This window comes from Leifsonia sp. NPDC056824, from assembly GCF_042789575.1.
In the GTDB taxonomy this organism is placed as follows: Bacteria; Actinomycetota; Actinomycetes; order Actinomycetales; family Microbacteriaceae; genus Leifsonia.
In genome coordinates, this window is record NZ_JBHUAV010000001.1 from 1,806,941 (window position 1) to 1,831,628 (window position 24,688).

A 24,688-nucleotide genomic window follows, 5' to 3' on the forward strand; every position below is an offset into this window, starting at 1 on the left:
CCTCGCGTCTCTCCTAATCTTGCCCGTCCCATTTTTTCTCCCCCCCCGGGGGTCTTTTGGCCCCTATGCCCCCCTGGGGGCGGGGCCCTCTCTACACCCCCCACGAATCGCGATCGGCGATTTCTGAGAAAACCCTCAGACGAGTCGTTCTATCCCTGAGCGCGGGGTGCGCATAGGGTGCAAATCGGGCCGTCGCGATGGAGCGGCGGCGGGACATAGGGAGCAGTATGAAACGTTCGTCGTTCGTCTCAGTCAGCCTCGCCATCGCCGGAGCCGCAGCGCTCGCGGTCGCTGTCACAGCACCGGCGTCCGCGGCCACACCCAGCGCCGCGACCCCCGACACCAGTGGCGTCTACAGCGTCCACCCGATCGTCGAGAAGGCCGGACTCGCCACCAGCGCCGTCACACCGTCGCTCACGCCGGCCCAGTGCCTCGCGCAGACCGCCGGCCGCGTGGCGTGCCAGACGCCGGACAGCATCCGGGCGGCGTACGACATCCCGGCCACCATCAACGGCGTCCCTGCGGGCACCGGGCAGACCGTCGTCATCGTGGACGCGTTCGGCAGCCCGACAGTCCAGTCTGACCTCGCGGCGTTCTCCGGGGCGTTCGGGCTCCCGACGCCGAATCTGACGGTCTACTACCCGGGCGGCAAGCCGACCTGGACGGGCAAGAAGACGCAGACCGGCTGGGCCGAGGAGACCTCCCTCGACGTCCAGTGGGCGCACGCGGTGGCGCCTGGCGCGAAGATCGCGCTCGTCGTGGCGGCGAACGACCGTGGGGCGACGATCGACAACGCGATCAAGTACGCGGTGGACAACAAGCTCGGAAACGTGCTGTCGATGAGCTTCGGTGAGGCGGACAACCTGATCAAGACGCCGAACGCCAACAACGGCCAGACCGCGCAGGGCGTGCAGGCCCTCGCGCAGGGTGCGGCTCAGGGGATGTCGCTCTTCGCGTCCTCCGGGGACAGCGGCTCCGACAACGGCGCCGGCTTCGCGAACTACGCGTTCCCGGCCTCCGACCTGAACGTGACCTCGGTCGGCGGCACCAACCTCTGGGCGGGCAGCGGACAGAACCAGCCGCGGGAGACCGTGTGGGGCGACTACGCGAACTGCCCGCTGACCTGCGCCTTCGGCGTGGTCGGTGAGACCGGCGGTGCGCCGAGCCTGTTCACCTCGAAGCAGGGCTCCGACGTCGCCTACAACGCGAGCGTCTACACCGGCGTGCTCACGTACCTCGGGTTCCTGGGCGGCGACAACAACGGCCTCTACTTCTTCGGAGGAACGTCGGCGGGCTCGCCGCAGTGGGCGGCCCTGACGGCCGACACCATCCAGGCGACCGGGCACACGGTCGGCAACGTCGGCCAGCAGGCGCAGGGCTGGGCGTCGAAGGGGCTGCTCTACGACGTGACGGTCGGCAGCAACACGACCCCGACGTTCAGCGGCGGCTACTCGGCGACGGCGGGCTGGGACCGCCCGACCGGGTGGGGGACGCCGGACGTGAATGGCATCATCGCAGCGCTGAAGTAAGGCGCGACGACGGCCCCGGTGTCCGATGGATGCCGGGGCCGCCGCATGCGCGCCGTGTCGTCGTCGGCGTGCGCTCACGCGTGGCCCAGCGCCTACCACAGCCCTCGCCGGAGGTGAATGGCCTTCCTGCATACGGAAGGCGGACGTACCGTCTGCAGGGATCGGCGCGTCGCGCGCCGGAGAGGAAACCTCGATGAACGACGACAGCATGTCCGACCAGCCGCTCTCCGCGGAGGAGCTCGCCGCAGAAGCCGCAACGCCCCTTCCCGACAAGGAGGTGGCCTCCATCCTCGACCTCAACGCCGACCTGAACCTCGGGCTCGGGCTGGTAGCACCTGTGGACCTCGGTGTCGCGGCCAACGCCAACGTCGCCGCTCCCATCGAGGCCTCCGCCGGCGCCAACGTGCTCTCGGCCGGCTCGACGGCCGTCGCGGGCGCCGACCAGAGCGCGGGCATCCATCAGGGCATCGCCGCGGACGCGGTCGCGAACTCCCACCAGGTGAGCCAGATGGCTCCCACGGCGGACACGACCCCTGCCCCTCCGCAGCCGGCCGCCACCCCGGGCTCGATCACGGACGGCAACCTCCTCAACGTGAACATCAACGCCGCCGCCGACGCGCACATCGCGGCCCCGATCAACGGCGCCGTCGCCGCGAACGCGAACGTCGCGGCGCCGATCGACGCCAGCGTGGCCGCCAACATCGGCTCGATCGACAGCCAGGCCGCCGCCGTCTCGCACCAGGACGCCGCGATCGATCAGAACATCACCGGTTCCGCGGACGCGACCGCGGGCCAGCAGTCGACCATCGGGCAGCCGCCTGCGCAGCCGTAACCCCGCAACGCTGTGACGATCGCATCGAAGCCGCCGGCCGAGCAGGACGGGCCGGCGGCGCAGGAGGACGGGCCGGCGGGGCAACAGACGCCGGCCTGGGGGAGCGCCGACCGCTCGACGGAGGTGCTCGCCCGCGCCGACGGCGTCCAGCTGATCGGCGCCATGCGCGGTTCGGGGTACCGCGAGCCGCCGTCGCTCGCCCGCCGCGGGGACGGTCAGGTCCTCCAGCTCACGCCGCTGCTTTTCGCGATCCTCGACCAGGTCGACGGCACGAGCGACATCGGCCGGATCGCGGAGCGGGTCGGCGAGCGGGTGGGCCGCGCCATCCGTCCCGACGACATCGCGCACCTGGTGGACTCATCACTGCGCCCGCTGGGCCTGCTCACCCGCGCGGACGGCGGCGAGCCGGAGGTCAAGCGGTCCTCCCCGCTGCTCGGGCTCCGGCTGCGGAAGGAGATCACCGATCCCGACCGCACCCGGCGGCTCACCGGGCCGTTCGCCCGGCTGTTCCATCCGCTCGTCGTCGTGCCGGTGATCTGCCTGTTCGTGGCGGCGTGCTGGTGGCTGCTGTTGGTGCAGGGCCTGGCGGCGGCGACGTACCACGCGTTCCAGGACCCGGGTGTCCTGCTGCTCATCGTCGCCGTGACCGTGCTGTCGGCGGGTTTCCACGAGTTCGGCCACGCGGCGGCGGCGCGGTACGGCGGCGCGACCCCGGGCCGGATGGGGATGGGCCTCTACCTGTTCTGGCCGGCGTTCTTCACCGACGTCACCGACTCGTACCGGCTCGGGCGGGTCGGCCGCGTCCGCACCGACCTCGGCGGCCTGTACTTCAACGCGATCGTCGCCGTCGCCATCGTCGGCGTCTGGTTCGCGACGCGCTGGGATGCGCTGCTGCTCGTGGTGCTCACCCAGCTCCTGCAGATGGTCCACCAGCTGCTGCCGACCGTGCGGTTCGACGGGTATCACGTCCTGGCGGACCTGACCGGTGTTCCGGACCTCTTCCAGCGCATCGGCCCGACCCTGCTCGGCCTGCTGCCGTGGCGCTGGCGTCGTCCGGAGTCCCGGACGCTGCGGCCGTGGGCACGCGCCGTGGTCAGCGTGTGGGTGCTCGTCGTCGTGCCGATGCTGCTGTTCTCGTTGGTCGCGATGGTGCTGACGCTTCCGCGTGTGATCGCCACGGCCTGGGCCGCGCTGACAGAGCGGGGTCACGCGCTCGCGCTCGAGTTCGGCCGCGGCGACACCGCAGCGGGAGCGGCGCAGCTCGTCCTCATGCTCGCGACGGCCCTGCCGATCCTCGGCACTCTCTACATCCTGTTCCGGCTCGCGCGGACCGGGCTCGTGCGGCTCTGGACGGGCACGCGCGGGAGGCCGGTGCGCCGCGGAGTCGCGGCCGCACTCGTGCTGGCGATGGTGGGGGGCCTCGCCTTCGCCTGGTGGCCGGCACCGCAGACGTATCGCCCCATCCAGCCCTACGAGCGCGGTACGATCACCGACATCCTCGCCCCGGCCTCCCTCCAGTCCGGACGGCTCTCCGCCGGCACGACGGGCGCCGTGCAGACGGTTTGGCCCGGCGCCGGCGCGCGGCCGACCGCCGACCATCCACAGCTCGCGATGGTCCTGGTCCCGCGCGACGGCCGGTCGCCGTCCTGGGTCTTCCCGTTCGACAAGCCGGCCCCGCCGCGCCCCGGCGACAACCAGGCGCTCGCCGTGAACACCACGAACGGGTCGACGCTGTACGACGTCGCCTTCGCGCTGGTCTGGGTGAGCGGCGGCCAGTCGGCCCTGAACACCAACTCCGCGTACGCGTTCGCGCACTGCTCCGGCTGCACGACCGTCGCCGTGGCCTTCCAGGTGGTGATCCTGGTCGGGGAGACCCACGTCGTGATCCCGCAGAACCTGTCGGAGGCGGCCAATTACGGCTGCATCGACTGCGTGACCGCCGCCCTCGCGAACCAGCTGGTGCTGACGGTGAGCAGCCGGCCCGACAGTGCGACGATGAGCCGGATCAGCGCGCTCTGGGCCAAGATCATGGCCTTTTCGCACAACCTCCAAGGCCTCGGGCTGTCGGCGGTGCAATCGCAGCTGCTCGTCTTCGAGCAACAGCTGAAGGACATCATCGCCCGCGATCCGGCCGCGGTTCAGGTGCCGGGCGGTGGAGCGGCCTCCGTGCCGGCGCCCGTTCCGTCGCCGGCGCCGACCGGCTCGGACGCGCCGGGCAGCACCCCCGGTCCGACCGCGAATCCCGGGCCCGCCCCCGCGCCCGCTCCGGCTCCCGCGCCGACGGGGACGCCGGCGCCCGCGCCGACCGACACCCCGGCGCCCGCGGCGACGCCGACGCCGGTGCCGACCGCCACGCCGTGAGGTGCGGGCGATGAGCGTGCGGCCACGCTGCGTGCGCTCAGAGCACGCTGAACAACCGGGTCCGCAGGGCGCTCGGTGACTGAACCCCGCCGAGCGCCCCGCGCGCGGCTCGTGCTGCGTGCCGCGGTCGACGTCCAACTGGGACGACGCCGACACAGGAGAGAGTGCGGGAGGCGGTGATCGTGACGCGGCGATGAGGTGAACGAGAGCGCCCGCTCCGTATCGCCGACCTCCACCCACCGGAGTACCCTCCCACCCAACGAGGGGAGCCCCACCCATGACCGTCCGCGACCTCGACGCGTTCCGCGGCCTGCACCACGGCGACCAGCCGCTCCTGCTCCCGAACGCCTGGGATGCCGGCAGCGCCATCGCCTTCGCCGCCGCCGGCTTCCCCGCCGTCGGCACGACGAGTTTCGGGGTTAATGCGTCCGCCGGGCGCCCCGACGCCGGCAGCGCCAGCCGGGATGCCACCATCGCGCTCGTCCGCCGGATCAACGCCCTCGACGTCTTCGTCACCGCCGACATCGAGGACGGCTACAGCGACGAACCGTCCGAGGTGGCCGCCCTCGTGGCGGCGCTCGCCGCGGACGGCGTGGTCGGCGTGAACCTGGAGGACTCCACGGATGGGCACCTGGTCGACCCGGCCGTCCCCGCGGCCAAGATCGAGGCCGTCAAACGGGAGGCTCCTGGCGTGTTCGTCAACGCGCGCGTCGACTCCTACTGGTTCCACGAGGACGACACGGTGGAAGCGGTCGCAGCCAGGGCCGCGACCTATGCCGACGCCGGAGCGGACGGGATCTTCGTGCCGGGCGTCACCGACCCCGCCACCATCGAGCAGCTCGCCGCCGCCATCCCGCTGCCGCTGAACGTCCTCGTCGTCCCCGGGCTCGGCCTGGACGACCTCCAGGTGCTCGGCGTCCGCCGGGTCAGCACCGGCTCGCTGCCGTACCGGGTGGCGATCGACGCGGCGGTGGACGCCGCCGAGGCCGTGCGCGACGGGCGGGACGTGCCGGTCGCGACCTCCTATGCGGAGTCGCAGCAGCGGCTGATCGCGTTCGCTCAGCGTGCGGACGCGGACGGAGATCGGCCCTCCAGTGCCGCACGGTAGCGCCGGTACCGCGGACGCCCCACCCACCGCCAGATCAGCACGACCGGCCCTGGCAGGTTCTTCTTCAGCCAGACGTCGCCGCCGTCCGGCTGCGCCGCGAGGATCGCGCCCAGCATGTTCCACTGCTGGCCTTTCGGCGTGCTGCGGCGGCCGTGGTCGGCGAACCACTTCTCCTCCTCCTTCGTGACCACATGCTCCATGACCGGGACGATGTTCGCCTCCTCGTCGGGGAGATGCTCGGCGAGCGCGGCGTTGATCCCCGTGAGCGCCGACCGCACCGGCTCGACGGTCGCGGCTCCGGGAGCCGCGCGCCAGCCGGGCAGCGCGGCATCGAGCGCCGTCAGCTGCACGAGCATCGCCGCGTGCTGCCGCTTCATCCGCTCGACGTGGAGGGCGCACGACGGCGCGCGCTCGTCGATCGCCGGCCAGAGCCTCGCGTCCTCGCCCTCGTGGTGGGCGTGCAGGGAGACCGAGATGAGGTCGAGCTGGGACGCGACGACGTCGGCGTGGGCGCTGTCGCCGTCGGCCACGCCGTCCACCAAGCCTCCCGCCTCGCCGAACGCGTGCCGGTAGAGCCGGTGGATGTCGATCATCCCTTCGGCGTCACAGGTCTTCGGGCCGTCGAGCGGTGGCTCGCCGGACGAGGGGAGGGGGGTCGCGGCCATGCTGCGAAATCTACGGGCTCGTCGGCCCGGTGGGGACCCCCCGCTTCTGGAGGTGCACATCAGTTGGATGCGGACGGCCCAACCGCGATCAAGTTGGTGATGAGGCGGATGACGGTCTCCTTTTCACGCGGCTCGCTGTTTGCGACCATGAGCGTGAGCGCCGTCAGCATGTTCGCCGGAACAAGCTCACGGCCGTCGGCGCTGGCCAGTACGCCGTTCGCGCCGAGGTAATGCGCGAAGAGGGCTGCTGCGCTGCGCTTGTTCCCGTCGGAGAACGGGTGATCCTTCGTGACGAAGTAGAGCAGGTGGGCGGCCTTCTCCTGCACGGTCGGGTATAGCTCCTGGCCCATGAAGGTCTGCTCGATGGCCTCGATCGCGCCGAGGAACGCTTCGCCGCGTTCGTTGCCGAGTAGGTCGTCGTCGGGAAACGTCCGCCGAAGCTGTTCAACCACCTCGCGCGCGTCTTCGTACCCGAGGCGATAGCTCGGCTCGGTTCCGGCAGGTTCGGGCAAGGCGTCACGGTCGTACTGTTCGAGCATGGTGAGGCTCGGAGCATATCGGCGCACAAGCGACGCGATTCCCGAGACCGCCCCATCCGCCGAGCGCTCGAGCATGTTTGCCACCAGCGCGATGTCGCGAAGGCGAGACTGGTTGGTAGCGACGCCATCGATGAGGTAGCGCCTCAGGACATCGCTCGCCCAGCGGCGGAACCGAACACCCTCAGGCGACTTCACGCGGTATCCGACAGACAGGACCAGGTCGAGGTTGTAATGCTCGACCTGCCTCTCCACCGTTCGCGAACCCTCGAATTGAACTGTCGCAAATTTTGCGACAGTTGGAATGCCGGCGAGTTCCTCTGCCTGAGCGTTCGTGACGTGCTTGCCGATGGTCTTCACATCTCGGCCGAAGAGCGTCGCCAGCTGCTGGCGCGTCAGCCAGACTGTCTCACCGTCGGTCTTGACATCGACGCTGACCGTACCGTCCTCCGACTGGTAGAGCTCCACAGCGGTCGCCTCTTCGTCGTCTGACGGAGAAGAAAGGCTGATCTCGGGATCCGAACCGGGATGCGACGCGTTTGAACCCGAGTTGGACGTTGCGGAGGTCTTCCCTCGATGTGCTTGCGGCGTCACGTCATTCCTCAATGCGGCAGGGCATCCGATCTGGCTACGCTGACATGCTACGGGGAGACCTCCGATGTCGCCGCTCCGGGCTGCGAAGCCGCAGAAATCAGGGTCCCCTCCCGCCCCGGCTCACGCCCGCCGGTACCGCGTCAGGCTCGCCGGCCCCACCTGCTCCGACGAGGTCAGCGTGAGGAGCGCTCCGTCCGGGAACAGCCGCCGTCCCGCACCGACCGCGGCCGGGAAGGTCAGCAGCCGGTACTCGTCCACGCGATCGGCGGCGGCGAGCCGGGCGAGCAGCGAGCCGCTGCCGATGACGACCACATCGCGCGTCGGCAGCGTCTTGTCGAGCCAGTCCTCCAGCGTCCCCGTCACCTGCTCGGTGTTCGACCAGTGCGCGACCTCCACCGGGCTGCCGCTCACGACCGCCTTCGCCGCCCGGTTCATCGACCGCGAGAAGTCGTCGTCGCGCGCCGGCCACAGCGTGCTGAAGTGCTCCCAGGTGCGGCGGCCGAACAGCAGCGTCCCCGTCTCCAGGATCGCGCCGAGCCGGAACTTGTCTCCGGCGACGCCCTGCGGTCCGAAGCGCATCGCCCAGCCACCGAACGGCGTGCCGTCGCTGCCGTCCGGGTCCTCCACGACGCCGTCCAGCGTGATGAACTGCACGACGATCAGCTGTCCCATGATGGTCCCTCCTGACGGCACCGCGTCTCGGTGCCATCAGTGGATACGTGCGGGAGGGCCGGAAATCATCGCACGGCCGCGGTCTCCTCGAACAACGCGAACAGCCGCGGGTGCTGGTAAACGAGCACATGCCCGATCGCGCCGCCGGCGTCCCCGTCGAAGAGCTGGAGCGTGTGCGGCTCGCGCGCCTCCCCGACGCCCCGGTAGAGCAGGAAGCCGGGCTGCCCGCCCGCCGAGACCGGCGTAGTCGACCACTCGACGCCGCGCCAGGAGAACAGGTGCTCCATGAACGCCAGGTAGGGCGCGACGCCGATCGACCAGTCGGGCACCGGCGGCATCTCGAACACCAGATCGTCGGCGACGAGGGAGGCCAGAGCGCCCACGTCGGCCCGCTCGATCGCCCGCGCGTAGCCTTCGACGGCCCCGGGCGCCGGCGGATGCGCGCGCTCGACCCCGGCGGCGATCGCGGCGCGCGCCCGCTGGAGCGCGGAGTTCGCCGACGCCACCGACACCTCCAGCACGGCGGCCGTCTCGGCGGCGCTGAGCCCGATCACGTCGCGGAGGACGAACGCTCCGCGCTGCGCCGGCGACAGGTACTGCAGCATCGCGGTCACCGCGAACCGCACCTCCTCGCGCCGCTCGGCGCGACCCTCGACCTCCGAGGCGGCCGCCCAGCCGGTCGGCGCCGGCAGCAGCCACGGCACGTCGAGCGCGGGCACCAGCGGGGCGCCGGCCTCCAGCCCTGGGTCCTGAAGGTCGCGCGGCAGCGGCCGCCGCGGCGCCTCCCGCAGCCGGTCGAGGCAGACGTTGCGGGCGATCCGGTAGCACCAGGTCGACAGCGACCCCTTGGCCGGATCGAAGCTGTCGCGGGCGCGCCAACTCCGCTCTAGGGCGTCCTGCGCCGCATCCTCCGCCTCGAACGGCGAGCCGAGGAGCTGGTAGCAGAACGCCGTCAGCCCTCGCCGGAGGCGGCCGAGCGCCGCCTCGTCGAATGCCGTCATGCGCCGATCCTAAGGCGACCATCCCGGTGCGCGTCCGCAGGCGACGGCGTGCGCGTTCAGCCCCAGCCGGGCGTAGGCGCCACGGCCGCCGTCTCCCTGCTCCGGACGCGCCGCACGACGTACAGCCAGGTGAGCCCGCTCGCCGCCGCGAACACCAGCGAGAGCAGCACCACGAGAATCCCGGACGCCGGGCCCAGGGCGCGGACGCTCCCCAGCCACTGCAGCGCGTCGAACAGCCCGTGCGCCGCTGCGACGCCGAGGTACGCGAGCACCACGCCGAACGTGATCCGGAACCGCCCGCCCCGCGCCGCGCCGAACACCGCGGCGCCGAGCAGCGCGGAGAACACCGGGTGCAGGAACGGTCCGCTCAGCTGGCGGGCCGCCGTCGTGGTGAGGAATAGCCCGAGCCCCGCGCCGTCGGCCTGCCCGAGCGCGAACGCGTGCTGCAGGTAGCCGAGGTTCTCGATGACACTGAACCCCAGGCCGACCGCACCGCCGACGAACAGCCCGATCCTGGCGTTCTTGACCGGCAGCCGCAGGCAGAGCAGCACAGCGCAGAGCATCTTGGCCAGCTCCTCCACCAGGCCGGCGGTGGCCAGCACGGCGAGGCTGGGATGCAGCGAGGAGCCTCCGGCCGCAATGTCGATGAGGCCTTCGAAGGGCAGCACGAGCAGGGTCGCGGCGGCGCCGCCGAGCAGCGCGACCGTGACGAGGCGCGGGACGCTGAGCCGGTCCTCCGGCCGGAGCTTGTAGGCCATCGTGTAGAAGATCGCGGCAGCAGCGGTGCCGCTGCCGGTCACCAGCAGGTACGGCGAGAGGACCGCGGGCGAGCCGTCGTGCGCGTGCGGGGAGAGGGCCGAGAACAGCAAGCTGAGGCCGAACAGCCACAGCCACACCACGGCGCTGGCCGCGACGATCAGCCAGCCGCCCCAGCGGCCCAGCCACTTGGTGCGGCGCGGGGAGCCGGGGGCGGCGGCGAACTCCTGGCCGCCGCCCCCGAACGGCACCGACGCGGCTGACACCGACGCGACCGCCGCCGTCGCGGCCAGCACCGACGCGGCCGGCGCCGCCGCGGCCTGCGCAGCGCCCGGCCAGGTGTACCCCGTCCACGACCCGCCGCTCCACCAGCGGTACGACGGCGTGGGGGTGGGGTCGGGATACCAGCCGGGCGGCGGCGGAGGGGGCAGGACGCTCATCCGATCAGGATAGGTATCAGTTCCCCTCGATAGCCGCTTTGAGCTTCGGAAGCTGCCCGACCTCCGCCGTCATGGTCTTCTCGATCATCCCGTTCATGAGCTTCTTCAGCCCGGTCGGCGTGTAGTCGAGGGCGAACAGCACGCGCGTGCCCGTCCCGTCCGCGGTGAGCGTGTAGACGCCCTCGGGACGCGCCGGCCCGGTGATGACCTCGAACCGCAGCTCCTGGCCGGGGAGCGCGGACGTGATCCGGTAGTCGCCCGCGATCGGCCGCCCGCCCGGCCCGGTGAGCGTCTGCGCGTACACGGCGCCGACCTCGCCGGCCGATCCGCTGCGCAGCGAGATCTCCTTCACCCCTGCCCGCCAGCGCGGGTTGTTCAGGCCGTCGGCCAGGAACGCGTACACCTCCGCCGGGGAACGGTCGATCGTGATGGTGCCGTCTGCGTGCGCCATGCTGCTCCTTCTGCTGCGCCGTCCGTCGGCGTGTGCTGCTCAGATTATGGCCCGGGAAGAAATCTTCCGCTGCCGCGTAACCTTTCGGCCCTCCCGGCGATCTATTCAGCGAAGGCATCGGCCTTCCCCGGATGTCAGGAAGGACCTGGATGCCCCTCTCGACCCCCGTCCCCACCTCCGCCGTCTTCGCCGCCCCCGCGGAGCCGGCGCCGGGTACGGGTGCCATCGCGGCGTGCTGTGCGGCTCCGGTCGCCCTCGTGAAGTCCGCCGCCCATCGTCTCCGTGTCACAGCTCCGGCCGGCGTCCGCTTCGCGGAAGCCCCGGCCGGGCCGGACGGACCCGCCGCGCCGACCCCCCGCGGCGCGCGGGCATCGACCGGCCCGGCCGGGGTGCCGGCCGGCTCGCGGAAGGCGTAGCCGATGGACCACTGCCTGCCGCGGGCTCGGGTTTTCGCGGCGGGCGGTGGTGATGGTGGCATCGCTCTGCGTGCCGCGGTCGGTCTCCTCCCGGCGGAGTGGCTGATCCCGCTAGAGTGGCCGCGTGAGGCCCGGCCCGTGAAGGATCACGCGCACCGTGAGACCGGCGGTACCGCCGTGCTCTTCACCGACGCCTACCGCACCCACGCTGCGGTGTTGCTCGCCTACCTCCGCTCGCAGGGCGTGGATGATCCGGAGGCCGTGACGCAGGACGTCTTCGTCGCCCTCTACCCGCGGCTGGAGTCGCTCTCCGGAGGGCGGGACGGCCTCCGCGCCCTGCTCTTCACCATCGCTCACGCCCGGGTGGTCGACCACCACCGGCGGCGCTCCCGCGTCCCGGTCGCCGTCGCCTACGACCCGCACACCGACACCCGCAGCACGCCCTCCGCCGAGGACGACGTCGTGCATGACACCGGCGTCGCCGAGCTGCTTGGGCGCCTGACCCCCGAGTACCGCGACGTCATCGCCCTGCGCATCCTGGCCGGGCTCAGCATTGAGGAGGTCGCCGGGATCATGGGCCGCAGCCCCGGGGCGATCAAGCAGCTGCAGCGCCGGGCCCTGCTCGCGCTGCGCCGGGAGGTCGCGAGCGATGAGGAGGCGGCCGCGCTCGTCGACGCCGGCCGGGACCCGGAGGCGGTGCGATGACCGCGAATCCTGCCGGCGACCTGGTGCTGCGCCTCCTGGAGGAGGCCGGCCTGGCGGACGACGCGGCGCTCGCCGCCGTGCTCGGAGAAATCGCGGCGACTGCCGCGGAGGAGCCGCCCGCGCCCTCGCGCGACGTGGTGCGGCTGATGTCCGGCCGCCGCCCTGCGCGCTCGTGGTTCGCCCGCCGCGGCGCGCGCACGACCACGGTGGTGCTCCTGGCCGCGGCGCTGGCCGGGGGAGCGTCGGCCGCCGCCGCGGCGAGTCCCGCGTTCCACACGGTCGTCGGCGACGCGTTCTCGAGCCTGGCGAAGCTCGTCGGGCCTCCCGCGCATCCGACGCCCGACGCGCCACGCGCCCCGGCATCGGGCCACGACGCGGCGAACGAGGCGAACCCGTCGCCGCGGAACGGCGGAGACCGTCCCGGCTCGACGTCGGCCGGGGCCGGCGACGCCCACGGGAGCCAGGCTGCCCCGCCGCCGACGGCGGTGCAGGAGCAGCCCGCGTCCGGAACCCAGCTCGGCGCGGGGTCGCAGGCGGCCGGGGGCGGAGCGGGAGCGTCCGGCGACGACCCCGGCCGCAGCGGAGGCACGAGCAGCGGGTCGGGCCAGGGCGCCAGCGGAGGTCAGGGCGACGATCAGGGAGGCTCCAAGGGCTCGTCCACACAGAAGCAGGCTCCCTTGCACCACGAGCCTGCTCCTGCGCCGTCCCCCGCGCCGCCGGCGGCCGGCTCACAGACCAGCCAGCCCGGTGGCGGCTCGGCGGGCTCCGACCGCTGATCCGCACCCCTCCGCGGGCGGCGCGCACCGGGCTAGGGTGTGCGGTGACGAGCGAGGAGAGTGCATGCGCGCGGCGGACTGGGTGAGGCGACACGACCCCGACTTCGCCGCCCTGCGCCGCGCCGGCCGTGCCGCGATCGTCATGCCGGTGCTGTTCGCGTTCGGGAGCCTCGTCCTCCACGACGGGCAGGTCGCCACGTTCGCGGCCTTCGGATCGTTCGCGATGCTGCTGCTCGTCGACTTCAGCGGGCCGCTCGTCGACCGGGTGCAGGCCCAGCTCGCGCTCGCGGTGGCCGGCGCGGTGCTCGTCTGCCTCGGCACCCTCGCGTCGCGGCCGGTCTGGCTGTCCGCCGTCGGGATGGCCGTCGTGGCGTTCGCCGTGCTTTTCGCTGGCTCGGTGAGCTCGGTCACCGCATCGGCGAGCACCTCCCTGCTGCTGGCGTTCATCCTGCCGGTCACGCTTCCCGGGACCGTCGCCTCGATCGGCCCGCGCCTGCTCGGCTGGGGGATCGCCGCCGTCGTCGCGGTCGTCGCGATCGTCGCGCTCTGGCCCGCTCCGGCGCGGGAGCCGTTGCGCACACCCGCCGTCGACGCCTGCCGGGCGCTCGCCGCCCGGTTGCGCGCCGAGGCCGCGGCGATGCTCCGCGCCGGCAGCCCCGACCTCGCGGCCGAGCGCGATCGGGCCGTCACGGAGGCCGACGCCGCGGTCGACGCCCTGCACACCGCGTTCCTGCGCACGCCGTACCGGCCGACCGGTCTCAGCACCTCGGCGCGGACGATCGTGCGGCTGGTGGACGAGCTGAACTGGCTGAACTCGGTGATCGCGCAGTTCGACCACGTCAAGATCACGGCGGCGATCCACGGGCCCGTGCACGTCGCCGCGTTCGAGGTGAAGAGCACGGCGGCGGCGGTGCTGGAGGAGGGCGCGACCCTCCTCGCGCAGCACGGCGGCGACCCCGCCAACCTGGACGCCGCGCTCACCCTGCTGGTGGAGGCGCGCACCGGCGTGGAGGCCGCCACGATGGCGCTCCCGGTCGGGCCCGGCCCGGACGGCGGCCGCCTGGTCGCCGACGAGATCGTGACGGCGCTCGACCCGGGTTTCCGCGCGCAGGAGCTCGCGCAAGCGGTCGCGACGGTCGCCGGCAACATCGCGCTCACCGCGCGGGCGGAGCGGCGCACCTGGTGGCAGCGCCTCCTGGGGCGGCAGCCCGGCGACCTGGCCGGCCCGGTCGCCGCCGCCGCCGAGCGCGCGAGCGGCTTCATCGGCTGGAACTCGGTGTGGCTGCGCAACAGCATCCGCGGCGCCATCGCGCTCGGGCTCGCCGTGGCGCTGGCCAACCTCACCGGCGTGCAGCACTCGTTCTGGGTCGTGCTCGGCACGCTCTCGGTGCTCCGCTCGAACGCGCTGAGCACCGGCCAGACCGTGCTGCGCGGCGTGGTCGGCACCGCGGTCGGCGTGCTGCTCGGCGCGCTCGCGATGCTCGCCATCGGCGACAACCGTCTCGTGATCTGGGTGCTGCTCCCGATCGCCATCCTGGTGGCGGGCGTCGCGCCCGCCGCGATCTCGTTCGCCGCGGGGCAGGCCGCGTTCACCATCCTGCTGGTGCTGCTGTTCAACCTCATCGCGCCGTCCGGCTGGACGGTCGGCCTGATCCGCATCGAGGACATCGCGCTCGGCTGCGCCGTGAGCCTGGTCGTCGGGCTGCTGTTCTGGCCGCGGGGAGCGGCCGCGTCACTCCGGCAGGCGCTCGCGGGGGCCTACCGGGAGAGCGTGCGGTACCTCGGCGCGACCGTCGCCTTCGGGCTGGCGCGCTGCGAGGCGGACGCGGCCGAGCATCCCGAGCCGCGGCAGCAGGCGCTCCGTGCGGCCGCCGCCGCACGACGGCTGGACGACGCGTTCCGCACCTACCTGGGGGAGCGCGGCAGCAAGCAGCGCCCGCTCGCCGAGGTGTCGGCGTCGGTCGGCGGCGTCGCCGGTGTCCGGCTGGCGAGCGACGCCATCCTCGACCTCTGGCGGCGGCAGGAGGTCGCGGGCGACGAGCGCGAGGGTGCCCGCCGGTCGCTGGAGGACTCCCTCGAACGGCTCGACGGCTGGTACGCGCAGCTCGCGTCGAGCCTGGTCGCGCGCGAGCCGCTCCCCGCACCCGTGCCGTCGGACCCGGAGGACCGCCACCGGCTGGCCGACGTCGTCGCGGACGACCTCGGCGACGGTTCAGGCCACATCGTCGCGCGGGCCGTCCGGATCATCTGGACCGGCGACTACCTCGACGTCGTGCGCCGCCTGGAGTCGGTGATCGTCGGCCCGGTGGACGCGCTGGGCGACGACCTGGTGGCGGCGAGGCGGGGCCGCGGCTCACGGATGCGGTGACTTGGTGTGCCCGGGGGCCGACCCGCTCTTCCCCGCGGAGGGGGCAGCGGGGGCAGGGGCGGGAGCAGGCGCCTGGACGACCGCGGCGGGAGGCGGAGCTGCCGGCGCCGGGGTGACGGCAGCCGCCGGCGGCGCCGCGACCGCGGGGGCCTGAGGGACGGTCGTCGCCGGCGCGGGCACAGCGTCCGGGGTCGGCCGCGACGACGTACCGCTTTGCGCCGGGTGCGCGCTCGGGGCATGCCCGGCGCTCGCCTGCGGCGCGCTCAGCAGCGCGAGCACGTCGAGGTGCGGCCCGGTCGCGAACAGCGTGAGCCCGAGAGCGACGCTCAGGGCGAGCGCGCCGACGACGAGTCCGCCGTTCGCCCGGGACCTCCGGCGACGCGGGCGGCGGACGGGCGCCGCGATCACCGGGTCGGCCGAATGCCGTCCCTTCGTCCCGCTCACGCCTCCACCTGCACGGTCACGAAGTTTAGACGACGGACCCGAGGGTGGATTATTAGTTGGTTTCTAGTAGATTGTTAGTACACTTTGCCAGTGTCAATTTAGCTGACTTCTATAGGATTTTCGGCGGTTGGTTGTTAGGGTTGTTAGTGGAGGTGGTTGCGGTGAACATGGCGACAACGACTCGTAACGCTCACGCGGCGTCCGCGAAGATCGGTATCCGAGAGATCACGAGGCGCTTGAACTCTGCGCTGGGCGCCACGCTGGTGGCATCCCTGGCCGGCAGCAAGGATCCGAAGATCAGCTACAAGTGGGCGCGCGCTGACGGTCCCGAGCCGAAGAACGATGCCGTGCGCCGGCTGCAGTTCGCGCACACTCAGTGGCTCGCGATCACGGCGTCTGAGGGTGAACATGTCGCGCGGATGTGGTTCATCGGGTCGAACCCGCTCCTGGATTACGACACCCCCGTGGACGCGATCCGCGAGAATCGCTTCAAGGAGGCGGCCGCGGCTGCTGCGGCGATGGTTGAAGATGGCTTCCTCGGGTGACGGGTCGCGTTGATTCGGCCTCAGGCCTGCGCGTTGTGGCGAGTCCGAGCGGGACGGTCTATCGGATCGCAAAGTCGTCCTACGGCCCCATGAATCCGCCGGTGCGGGAGGGCTCGAAGCGGCGCAAGTGGAACCGCTGGGACACCCTGGGGCGCACGATCTACGCCTCGGACAGCACCGAGACCGCGTCCATCGAGGCGTTGGCGTGGGCTCACGAGGAAGCGGCGAGCCGTGATCGAGCCATCCGGAAGACCGCCGAACTCTTCGGGATCTCCACCAAGCAGGCGCGTGAGATGGTCGAGGCCGACTGGCTGAAGGCCGGGAACATGCAGCCAGGCTGGCTGCCGACCATCTGGCGCGACGGACGGCGCATGTACCAGCTGACCTTCCCCGACGGCTGGTGGGTAGACGCAGCCAGCAGCGACACCCTCTCGGTCGTCTCGGCCGCGCTCGAGGAACACCTCTTGGAGCGCGGCATCACAGGCACGCTGACGACGTCGGAGCTGACATCGAACGACCGGAAGCTCACAACGCGAATCGCGACCTGGCTCCGGGAAGAGGTCACCCTGGACGACGGCACACAGCCGCTGGGCGTCCAGTTCACGTCGAAGTACGGACGCTCCGGAGAAGCAGAGGGGACGTCCTGGGCCTACTGGATGCGAGCGATCGACGCTGGCCTGTCAGCAGAGCCGGTCGTTGTCGACAGTGGTGAGCCGATCGAGCTCACTGACGCCGCTTTCAAGCGTGCGCTTCAGTTCCATCACATCCAGTCCCGCTAGCCGGCATAGGCCTCACTGCTGGTCTCCTGTGCCCGGCGCCCTCCCTGCGCTGTACTCAGGAGTGTGAGGACGTCGAGGTGCGGCCCGGTCGCCAACAGCGCTCTGACGACGACTCTAAACAGGTTCCGGGGCCCCCATGACCCGCCCGTCCACCACCGTGACCAGCTCGTCCAGAGCCGGCGAGTGGACGAGGTCGTGCGTGACCAGCAGCGTGGCGGTCCCGCGTTCGTGCGTGAGCCGCGCGATCAGCTCCATGACGGCGGCCCCGCTCCCCTGGTCGAGCGCGCTCGTCGGCTCGTCCACCAGCAGCACCTGCGGGCTTCGGACGAGGGCCCGCGCGATGGCCACCCGCTGCCGCTGCCCTCCCGAGAGCTGCGCGGGCCGTTTGTCCGCGTGCGCGCCCAGCCCGACCGCGTCGAGCAGCTCGTCCACCCGGTCGCGCACCTGCGCCCGGGCGGTCCGCCGCCGCGAGCCGCCGAGCTCGCCCATCACCTGGAGCTGCTCGCGCGCGGTGAGGGAGGCCAGCAGGTTCGACTGCTGGAACACGATCCCGATCCGCTCGCGACGCAGGCTTGTGGCCTCCTCCGCAGTCAGCGCCGCCGCATCCTCCCCGCCGATCAGCACGCTGCCCGAGTCCGGGCGGATGAGCGTGGCGGCGAGGGCGAGGATGCTGGACTTGCCGGACCCGGACGGCCCGGTGATCCCGGTGACCACGCCGGCGCGGCCGTGCAGGGTGACGTGGTCGACCGCGGTGACGCGGGAGGCCCCGTCGGGGAAGGTGAGGGTGACGTCGTCGAGGGTGATCATCGGTTGCTCCCGAGTGCGGTGAGGGGGTCGGCGGAGGTGACGGTGCGGAGGGCGAAGGCCGCGCCCGCGAGTCCGAGCAGGGTCATCGCGACGGCGGGGACCACCGTGGTGAGCGGGGCGACGAGGAAGGGGAGCGCGCCGGAGGCGAGGGCCCCGAGGCCGAGGACGACCAGCATCCCGGCGCCGATCCCGGCGACGAGTACGACGAGCGCCTGCCCGAGCGCGTCGGCCACGAGCGAGCGCTGCGTGGCGCCGAGCGCCTTGAGCACGGCGATGTCGCCCGAGCGCTGCATCGTCCACACCGTGAAGAAGGCGCCGACGACCAGGGCGGAGATGCCGAACAGCATCGCGACCATGAGGCCGAGCGAGCCGATCTCGCTCTTGAACGTCTCCAGTGCGGTCAGGCTCACGAGCGCGGGCTGGGCGGACGTGCCGGTGCGGCTCGCCACGGCGTCCCACTGCGGGCTGCCCGACACGGCCAGGACGGTCGGCTCCCCGTCGCCGCCCATCCGCTTGTCGGCCGCGGCCCAGGCGTCCGGGGTCAGCGCGATCACCGGGGTGTGGCTGTACCAGGCGTCGCCGCCCACGGTCCCGACACGGTAGTCCGCGCCGAGGATCGAGAGGGTGTCGCCGACGGCAGCGTGGAGGTCCTTCGCCGCACCGGCGGAGAGGCCGACCTCGGTGTCCGCGGTCGGAGCGAGACGGGTGAGTGCGGTCGCGCCGGAGTCGCCCGCGTCGGCGGGGAGGCCGAACAGCGCGACGCCCGCAGAGACGCCGTCGTGCGTCGCACGCGACTGCGCGATACCGACCGGCACCGCAGCCGTGACGCCGTCGGCCTGCCGCCACGCATCCACGGCCGACGCCGGCAGCGCCGACTCGCTGAAGCTCGCCGCGCCTCCCGCCGGCTTCTGCAGCACGAGCCGGTCGCCCGGGAGGCCGAGCACAGCGGAGACGTTCTGAGCGGCGAGGCCGCCGGTGAGTCCGGCGAGGAAGCCGACCAGCACCGTGATGAGGGCGACGACGCCGCCGATGAGGATGAACCGGCCGCGAGCGTGCCGGAGGTCGCGCCAGGCGACGAACACGAGGAGTCCTTTCTGCCGGGCGGAGGAGTTCCGCCCGTGTCCCTCCAGCCTTCGCTGTCCTGTCGCGGGTCACATCGTCGATCCGGTCGAACCTCCTCTCCGACTTTCCATTGATGCCGAACCCGGCCCGCGCTTCGTAGGCTGGGCCTGTCATGTCCCACAGCGCCCTCACCCCGGTCTTCGTCGGGCTGCGCGTCGGGCTGCATGTGCTCATCGCGGGACTGCTCGTCCTGGTGCTCGTGCGGCTGCCGGCGCTGCCGCCTCCCGCCGCTGTCGCCGGGCTCGTGCTGGTGCTGCTCTTCGCCGCCGTGTACAGCTCGAGCGCGTTCGTCCGGCGGGTGCCATCGGCGCGTCGGCGCACGGCCGCGACCGCCTGGGTGACCGCGCTGGCGCTGATCTGGGTCGGCCTCGTGGTCCTCGTGCCGGAGGCCGCGTACCTGTCGTTCCCGCTTTTCTTCCTCTTCCTCCACCTGCTGCCGCGCTGGCTCGGCCCCCTCGCCGTCGTGGTCACGACCGCGATCGCGATCCTCGCCCTCGGCCTCCACCAAGGCTTCTCGGTGGCCGCTGTCATCGGTCCGCTGATCGGCGCCGGCGTCGCCATCCTGCTCGGCCTCGGCTACCGCGCCCTCGCCCAGGAGGCCGCCGAGCGGGAGGCGCTCCTCGCGGAGCTGCTCTCCACCCGCGACCGGCTGGCCGAGACCGAGCGCGAGCAGGGCGCGCTGGCCGAGCGCGCGCGGCTGGCCAGGGAGATCCACGACACCGTTGCGCAGGGACTCTCCAGCATCCAGCTGCTCCTCCATGCGGCCGAGCGCGCCGACCCCGACCGTCCCGGCATCGAGCACGTCCGCCTGGCGCGGGAGACCGCCGCCGACAGCCTGGCCGAGACGCGCGCCTTCATCCGAGAGCTGACGCCGCCCGCGCTCGACGCCGGGCTCGGCGAGGCGCTGCGGCGGCTCGGCGAGGCGCAGTCCACGCCGGGCGGCCTCCGCGTGGAGGTGGAGACGCCGCCGTCGCTCGACTTGCCGATGGACCTGCAGACCGCCCTGCTCCGGATCGCCCAGGGCGCGATCGCGAATGTCCGCCAGCACGCCCGCGCGAGCCGCGCGTCGCTGACCGTACGGTCCGACAAGGAGGAGACCGTGCTGGTCGTCGCCGACGACGGCGTGGGCTTCGACCCGGCCGCGGTCGCGGCCGGCCCGGGCGGCGGCGACTCGTTCGGCCTCCGCGCCATCGCCGAGCGCGTCGCCCAGCTCGACGGGACCCTCGACGTCGACAGCGCACCCGGCCGCGGCACCCGGCTGACCGTGACCGTTCCCACCAGGTCGACGGGAGGCGAGGCATGATCCGCATCGTCATCGCCGACGACCACCCCGTCGTGCGCGCCGGCATCCGCGCGCTGCTCGACGCCGAGGACGACCTGGAGGTGATCCGGGAGGCCGCCACCGCCGACGACGCCGTGCTGCTCGCCGGGCAGCTCGCGCCCGACCTGGTGCTCATGGACCTCCAGTTCGCCGACGGCCCACGCGGCGCCGAGGCCACCCGCCGCATCCGCGCGCTCGACGCCCCACCGCACGTCCTGGTGCTCACCAACTACGACACGGACGCCGACATCCTCACCGCGATCGAGGCGGGAGCGAGCGGCTACCTGCTGAAGGACGCCCCGCCGGACGAGCTGGTCGCCGCTGTGCGCGCGGCGGCGGCGGGGGAGAGCGCCTTGGCCCCGGTGATCGCCAGCCGCCTGATGGCCCGCATGCGCACCCCACTGACCAGCCTCTCCGCCCGCGAGCTGGAGGTGCTGGAGCTGGTGGCCGAAGGGGCATCCAACACCGACATCGCCGCCCGCCTCCACATCACGGAGGCCACGGTGAAGTCGCACCTGGTGCATGTCTTCACGAAGCTCGACGTGGGTTCGCGGACGGCCGCGGTGAGCGCGGCGCGGTCGCTCGGGCTGCTGCGCTGACGCGCATATAGCCGGGCGCCGCCACCCGGCGTTACATTGTGCGCGACGTCGACCGGCCTGGTCGCGCGGGAGCGGAAGGTGATCGTCATGAGCACCAGGGATCGGGTCCGGCCGACGTTCGGCGGCCTCAGCGCACCGGCACGGCTCACGGTCGAGGGGGCCGGGATCGTGGTCGGTGCTGTCACGTTCGTGCTCGCGGGCGTCGTCGCCCTGCTCGTCTTCTGGGGCCACAGCCTCCCGATCGCGGGCCCGAACTCGATCGGCCAGTTCGTCGCGATCGCGGCCGGGGTGATCGCCTTCCTCGCGTACGTCGCCGGGCGGCTCTGGCGGCGCGAGGGCCTCACTCCGTTCCAGACCGCGGCAGCACCCGGCGCGCAACCGCACCGCGCGACGGGAGTCGACATCTTCGACACCTTCGCGATCGCGCTGGCCCACGGCATCCTGGCCCTGCTCGGTTGGCTGGTGCTGGGCGCCGTGCTCGCGAACGGGTTCCAGGACGCCACCGTCTACTTCCTCTCCGCGACCGTGCTCGCGGGCGCGGCCACTGGGGTGACCGCGTACGCCGTGTTCCTCTCGGCCGCCGGGATGGACCTGATGCGACTCTCCACCGTGCTGGCGGCGTTCGCGGTCATCGGCATCCTGGCCTCCATGCTGAGCGCGCCCGACCCGCACTGGTGGCAGAAGCACCTCAGCGCGCTCGGGATGTCGCAGAGCATCTCGTCGCTGACCTTCAACCTCACGCTCATCGTGACCGGCGTCATCGTGACCGCGATCGCCCGGTACGCGACCGACGCCCGAGGCATCGTCGAGCCCAAGCGGCGGTCGGCCGTGCTGCGGGTGCGCGTCGGCCTGATCCTGATCGGCGTGCTGCTGGCCTGCGTCGGGATCTTCACGCTGAACATCTCGATCCTCCTGCACAACGTGTCGGCGGTCGGGATGGTGCTCGTCTTCGCGCTCGTCGTCTTCTGGGTGCGGCCCGCGCTGCCGACCGCGCCGAGGTCGTTCTTCGTGCTCGGCTACGTGTTCTTCGCCACGATCGTGGCGGTCCTGGTGCTGTTCGTGATCGGCTACTACGTCCTCACGGCCGCGGAGCTGGTGGCGGGCGTCCTGGTCTTCAGCTGGCTCATCGTCTATCTGCGGATGACCGGCGCCGCGTCGGCGGAGGCGCGCGCCGAGCAGCAGAACGTACACGTCGTCGAGGGTTGACTCGCCTCTTCGACAGCGTGTACAGAATGTGGCGTTGCGCGCCCGCCTAGCATCCTCGTGAACCCCGATGGAGGAGTGATAGCCATGAACAGCATCGAACGTGACGTGGTCATCGTCGGCGCTGGAGCCTCCGGCCTCACGGCCGCGACCGAACTGACGAAAGCCGGCCTGAGCGTCGCCGTGCTGGAGGCCCGCGACCGCGTGGGCGGCCGGCTCTGGACGAACGACATCGACGGCGCCACCCTGGAGATCGGCGGCCAGTGGGTCTCGCCCGACCAGGACGCCCTGATCGACACGCTGGAGGAGTTCGGCCTCGAGACCTACTCCCGCTACCGCGAGGGCATCAACATCTACCTCGGCGAGGGCGGCGTGCGCCGCACGTTCGAGGGCGAGATCTTCCCGGTCGCCCCGGCGACCGAGCAGGAGATCGTCGGCTTGATCGAGCGGCTCGACGCGCTCGTCGCCGAGATCGACCCGGACCGCCCGTGGGAGCACCCGCAGGCGAAGGAGCTGGACGAGATCTCGTTCCGCCGTTGGCTGGAGACCCAGACCGACGACGAGGAGGCCCGCCGCAACATCGGCATGTTCATCGCCGGCGCCATGCTCACCAAGCCCGCGCACGCCTTCTCCGCGCTGCAGGCCCTGCTCATGGCCGCCAGCGCCGGCAGCTTCAGCCACCTGGTCGACGCCGACTTCATCCTCGACAAGCGCGTGAAGGGCGGCCTCCAGCAGGTGCCGCTGCTGCTCGCCGAGCGCCTGGGCGACGACGTCCACCTGGACTCCCCGGTGCGCACGCTGCGCTGGGACGGCTCCGGCGTGACCGCGATCACCGACGAACTGCAGGTGAACGCCCGATTCGCGATCCTGGCCGTGCCTCCGGTGCTGATCAGCCGGATCTCCTACGACCCGCCGCTGCCGCGCCGTCAGCAGCAGCTGCACCAGCATCTCTCGATGGGCTTCGTCATCAAGGTGCACGCCGTCTACGAGACGCCGTTCTGGCGCGACCACGGCTACAGCGGCACCGCCTTCAGCCCGTACGAGCTGGTGCACGAGGCCTACGACAACAGCTACGACGGCGACCCGCGCGGCACCCTGGTCGGATTCGTCTCCGACGAGTCCGCCGACGATGTCTTCCGGCTCAGCCCGGAGGAGCGCAAGGCGCGCATCCTCGAGTCGCTGTCGCACTACTACGGTGCGCAGGCGCTGAGCCCCGTCGTGTACTACGAGAGCGACTGGGGCAGCGAGGAGTGGACCCGCGGCGCCTACGCGGCGAGCTTCGACATGGGCGGCCTGGCGCGCTACGGCGCGGACCTGCGCACGCCGGTCGGCCCGATCCACTTCTCCTGCAGCGACATGGCGGGCAAGGGCTACCAGCATGTGGACGGCGCGATCCGCGTCGGCCGCGAGACCGCCGCGGCGATCGTGGCGGCGCTGCAGCCCGCCGGCAGCTAGCCGGCGACGGGCTGCTCGCAGCCCCTCCAGACCGCGCGCGGCCAGTCGTGGATGGCCGCGCGCACCACTCCGGCCGGCCGGGCCGCGCACCGTCGTGGGATGCGCGCCCCGGCCGCCGGGACACCGCTAATGCATGCATAGCATCGCGGAAGTCTGTGAAATCTTTCATCGAGCATGTATCGTCTAATCACGAGCACCGTGAAGCATCCGGTGGCTCAGTGGTAGACGGAAGGCTTGAACGGGTACTTGTCTCCGTCGTGACGCCACGCTGCTCCTAGTGCAGCCATCGATGCCCCCAGCCGGGTCGGGTTCCGCTGGGGGCATCACCCGTTTCCGGGGCGGGTGGGGGCGCAGGGTCGGGGCAGAAGAATGTGTGGTGCTTGACGTTTCGGCGGCGGTGAAGCAGAGTCTCCTCGATGGGTGCCGCGGGTGCGGTGCCCGCTGGGCCGCTCGGGTAGTGGCCCGGACCGGCGAGGGGGCGGACCGTGACGAGTGAGCCGGCGAGGGGGCGGACCGTGACGAGTGAGCCGGCGAGGGGGCGGACCGTGACGAGTGAGCCGGCGAGCGCGTCGCGCACCACGCTGACATGGGGCGGGGCCGGCCTCATCCTCGCGACGGTGGTCCCGATCGTGGCGGAGCTGGCCTTCCTCTTCCCTCCGCCGGGCACCTCGTGGCTGTACTCCGCGGAGACGCCCGCCGCCGGGACGGCGTCCGCTGTCGTCCTGGTCATCACGTTCGTCGTGCTGGCGTTCGGCATCCGCGGCGAACGCGGCATCGCCGGGCCGTCCCGGGCCGGGAGGGGCGCCCTCGTGCTCTTCGCCCTGACGAGCGTCGTGTCCGCCGGCTATGTCGGTATGAATCTGACCGTGGTCGCCGTGAGCTCCGGAGCGCTGGCCGTCATGAGCATCCTGTCCTGGGCCCTGCAGATCGCCCGGGTGGTCGCGCTGATCGTCGCCGCGATTCTTGTCTTCCGAGCGGGAGTCGTCACGGGAGCGGCCCGCTGGGCGCTTCCGATCGTCGCGTTCGTGCTGGTCGCCGTGAAGGTGGTGAGCCGTGTTCCGTTCCCCGCGGTGGTCGACGTCTGGCTCTGGGGGCTCGCCGCGATCCCGCTCGGGCTGCTGCTGACCGGTGTGCTGTTCCTCGTCCAGGGGCTGCGTTCGCCGCGCACGATCGAGACGCCGACGGTCCCTGCGGCCTAGCGCC

General features: G+C 72.2%; 24 protein-coding genes. 15 read left to right on the top strand and 9 right to left on the bottom strand.

Features of this window, described 5'->3' with window-relative positions; genetic code table 11:
• The first annotated feature begins 227 nt into the window (after window positions 1–227).
• From ACFRFH_RS09125 to ACFRFH_RS09140, 4 genes are all read left to right on the top strand, one after another.
• A complete protein-coding gene (locus ACFRFH_RS09125; RefSeq protein WP_382462659.1) occupies window positions 228–1,529 on the top strand; it encodes a hypothetical protein in 1,302 nt (433 codons plus the stop codon).
• A 193-nt stretch (window positions 1,530–1,722) separates the two neighbouring features.
• Window positions 1,723–2,361, top strand: a complete 639-nt coding sequence (locus tag ACFRFH_RS09130) for a peptidoglycan-binding protein (protein WP_382462660.1) — start codon at window positions 1,723–1,725, stop codon at window positions 2,359–2,361.
• 12 nt (window positions 2,362–2,373) lie between these two features.
• Entirely contained in the window at window positions 2,374–4,722 is a 2,349-nt protein-coding gene (locus ACFRFH_RS09135) for a hypothetical protein (protein WP_382462661.1), read from the top strand.
• A 277-nt stretch (window positions 4,723–4,999) separates the two neighbouring features.
• A complete protein-coding gene (locus tag ACFRFH_RS09140; protein ID WP_382462662.1) occupies window positions 5,000–5,830 on the top strand; it encodes an isocitrate lyase/phosphoenolpyruvate mutase family protein in 831 nt (276 codons plus the stop codon).
• Here ACFRFH_RS09140 and ACFRFH_RS09145 read toward each other — a convergent pair.
• The 6 genes from ACFRFH_RS09145 to ACFRFH_RS09170 all read right to left on the bottom strand — a co-directional run bounded on the left by ACFRFH_RS09145 (window position 5,782) and on the right by ACFRFH_RS09170 (window position 10,945).
• The gene (locus ACFRFH_RS09145) at window positions 5,782–6,495 is read right to left on the bottom strand and encodes a hemerythrin domain-containing protein (RefSeq protein ID WP_382462663.1); all 714 of its coding nucleotides are present in this window, start codon (window positions 6,493–6,495) and stop codon (window positions 5,782–5,784) included. The two genes, ACFRFH_RS09140 and ACFRFH_RS09145, sit on opposite strands and share 49 nt — an antisense overlap.
• Before the next feature lie 59 nt (window positions 6,496–6,554).
• Window positions 6,555–7,499, bottom strand: a complete 945-nt coding sequence (gene rhuM / locus ACFRFH_RS09150) for a RhuM family protein (protein WP_382462664.1) — start codon at window positions 7,497–7,499, stop codon at window positions 6,555–6,557.
• A 246-nt stretch (window positions 7,500–7,745) separates the two neighbouring features.
• On the bottom strand, window positions 7,746–8,297 hold the full coding sequence (locus ACFRFH_RS09155; protein WP_382462665.1) for a dihydrofolate reductase family protein: 552 nt from the start codon (window positions 8,295–8,297) through the stop codon (window positions 7,746–7,748).
• Window positions 8,298–8,362: 65 nt separating this feature from the next.
• Window positions 8,363–9,298 carry an RNA polymerase subunit sigma-70 gene (locus tag ACFRFH_RS09160; RefSeq protein WP_382462666.1) on the bottom strand — a complete coding sequence of 312 codons (936 nt, stop codon included), beginning with the start codon at window positions 9,296–9,298 and terminating at the stop codon, window positions 8,363–8,365.
• Window positions 9,299–9,354: 56 nt separating this feature from the next.
• Entirely contained in the window at window positions 9,355–10,494 is a 1,140-nt protein-coding gene (locus ACFRFH_RS09165) for a PrsW family intramembrane metalloprotease (RefSeq protein WP_382462667.1), read from the bottom strand.
• Window positions 10,495–10,510: 16 nt separating this feature from the next.
• Entirely contained in the window at window positions 10,511–10,945 is a 435-nt protein-coding gene (locus tag ACFRFH_RS09170) for an SRPBCC family protein (protein ID WP_382462668.1), read from the bottom strand.
• Window positions 10,946–11,094: 149 nt separating this feature from the next.
• Between ACFRFH_RS09170 and ACFRFH_RS09175 the strand changes: the two genes are divergently transcribed.
• The 4 genes from ACFRFH_RS09175 to ACFRFH_RS09190 all read left to right on the top strand — a co-directional run bounded on the left by ACFRFH_RS09175 (window position 11,095) and on the right by ACFRFH_RS09190 (window position 15,210).
• On the top strand, window positions 11,095–11,361 hold the full coding sequence (locus ACFRFH_RS09175; protein ID WP_382462669.1) for a hypothetical protein: 267 nt from the start codon (window positions 11,095–11,097) through the stop codon (window positions 11,359–11,361).
• A gap of 138 nt (window positions 11,362–11,499) precedes the next feature.
• Complete coding sequence (locus ACFRFH_RS09180) at window positions 11,500–12,066, top strand: RNA polymerase sigma factor (RefSeq protein WP_382462670.1); 567 nt, start codon at window positions 11,500–11,502, stop codon at window positions 12,064–12,066.
• On the top strand, window positions 12,063–12,842 hold the full coding sequence (locus ACFRFH_RS09185) for a hypothetical protein (RefSeq protein ID WP_382462671.1): 780 nt from the start codon (window positions 12,063–12,065) through the stop codon (window positions 12,840–12,842). The genes ACFRFH_RS09180 and ACFRFH_RS09185 overlap by 4 nt, the downstream gene beginning before the upstream one ends.
• A 64-nt stretch (window positions 12,843–12,906) precedes the next feature.
• Window positions 12,907–15,210 carry an FUSC family protein gene (locus ACFRFH_RS09190; RefSeq protein WP_382462672.1) on the top strand — a complete coding sequence of 768 codons (2,304 nt, stop codon included), beginning with the start codon at window positions 12,907–12,909 and terminating at the stop codon, window positions 15,208–15,210.
• On the opposite strand, the gene ACFRFH_RS09195 is transcribed toward ACFRFH_RS09190, so the two are convergent.
• Window positions 15,196–15,654: a hypothetical protein gene (locus tag ACFRFH_RS09195; protein ID WP_382462673.1), complete on the bottom strand. Its 459-nt coding sequence runs from the start codon at window positions 15,652–15,654 to the stop codon at window positions 15,196–15,198. The genes ACFRFH_RS09190 and ACFRFH_RS09195 overlap by 15 nt on opposite strands.
• Before the next feature lie 167 nt (window positions 15,655–15,821).
• Between ACFRFH_RS09195 and ACFRFH_RS09200 the strand changes: the two genes are divergently transcribed.
• The gene (locus tag ACFRFH_RS09200) at window positions 15,822–16,199 is read left to right on the top strand and encodes a hypothetical protein (protein WP_382462748.1); all 378 of its coding nucleotides are present in this window, start codon (window positions 15,822–15,824) and stop codon (window positions 16,197–16,199) included.
• 89 nt (window positions 16,200–16,288) lie between these two features.
• On the top strand, window positions 16,289–16,978 hold the full coding sequence (locus tag ACFRFH_RS09205) for a hypothetical protein (protein ID WP_382462674.1): 690 nt from the start codon (window positions 16,289–16,291) through the stop codon (window positions 16,976–16,978).
• A 114-nt stretch (window positions 16,979–17,092) separates the two neighbouring features.
• Here ACFRFH_RS09205 and ACFRFH_RS09210 read toward each other — a convergent pair whose 3' ends face one another.
• Both ACFRFH_RS09210 and ACFRFH_RS09215 read right to left on the bottom strand, forming a co-directional pair.
• The gene (locus tag ACFRFH_RS09210) at window positions 17,093–17,785 is read right to left on the bottom strand and encodes an ABC transporter ATP-binding protein (protein ID WP_382462675.1); all 693 of its coding nucleotides are present in this window, start codon (window positions 17,783–17,785) and stop codon (window positions 17,093–17,095) included.
• Complete coding sequence (locus tag ACFRFH_RS09215; RefSeq protein WP_382462676.1) at window positions 17,782–18,867, bottom strand: ABC transporter permease; 1,086 nt, start codon at window positions 18,865–18,867, stop codon at window positions 17,782–17,784. The genes ACFRFH_RS09210 and ACFRFH_RS09215 overlap by 4 nt, the downstream gene beginning before the upstream one ends.
• A gap of 152 nt (window positions 18,868–19,019) precedes the next feature.
• Between ACFRFH_RS09215 and ACFRFH_RS09220 the strand changes: the two genes are divergently transcribed.
• The 5 genes from ACFRFH_RS09220 to ACFRFH_RS09240 all read left to right on the top strand — a co-directional run bounded on the left by ACFRFH_RS09220 (window position 19,020) and on the right by ACFRFH_RS09240 (window position 24,684).
• Entirely contained in the window at window positions 19,020–20,210 is a 1,191-nt protein-coding gene (locus ACFRFH_RS09220) for a sensor histidine kinase (protein WP_382462677.1), read from the top strand.
• Window positions 20,207–20,827: a response regulator gene (locus ACFRFH_RS09225; protein WP_382462678.1), complete on the top strand. Its 621-nt coding sequence runs from the start codon at window positions 20,207–20,209 to the stop codon at window positions 20,825–20,827. The genes ACFRFH_RS09220 and ACFRFH_RS09225 overlap by 4 nt, the downstream gene beginning before the upstream one ends.
• An 87-nt stretch (window positions 20,828–20,914) precedes the next feature.
• On the top strand, window positions 20,915–22,033 hold the full coding sequence (locus tag ACFRFH_RS09230; protein ID WP_382462679.1) for a DUF998 domain-containing protein: 1,119 nt from the start codon (window positions 20,915–20,917) through the stop codon (window positions 22,031–22,033).
• Window positions 22,034–22,117: 84 nt separating this feature from the next.
• Window positions 22,118–23,485, top strand: coding sequence for a flavin monoamine oxidase family protein (locus ACFRFH_RS09235; RefSeq protein WP_382462680.1), 1,368 nt, complete (start codon window positions 22,118–22,120; stop codon window positions 23,483–23,485).
• A gap of 545 nt (window positions 23,486–24,030) precedes the next feature.
• Complete coding sequence (locus tag ACFRFH_RS09240; RefSeq protein WP_382462681.1) at window positions 24,031–24,684, top strand: hypothetical protein; 654 nt, start codon at window positions 24,031–24,033, stop codon at window positions 24,682–24,684.
• Window positions 24,685–24,688 lie beyond the last annotated feature (4 nt).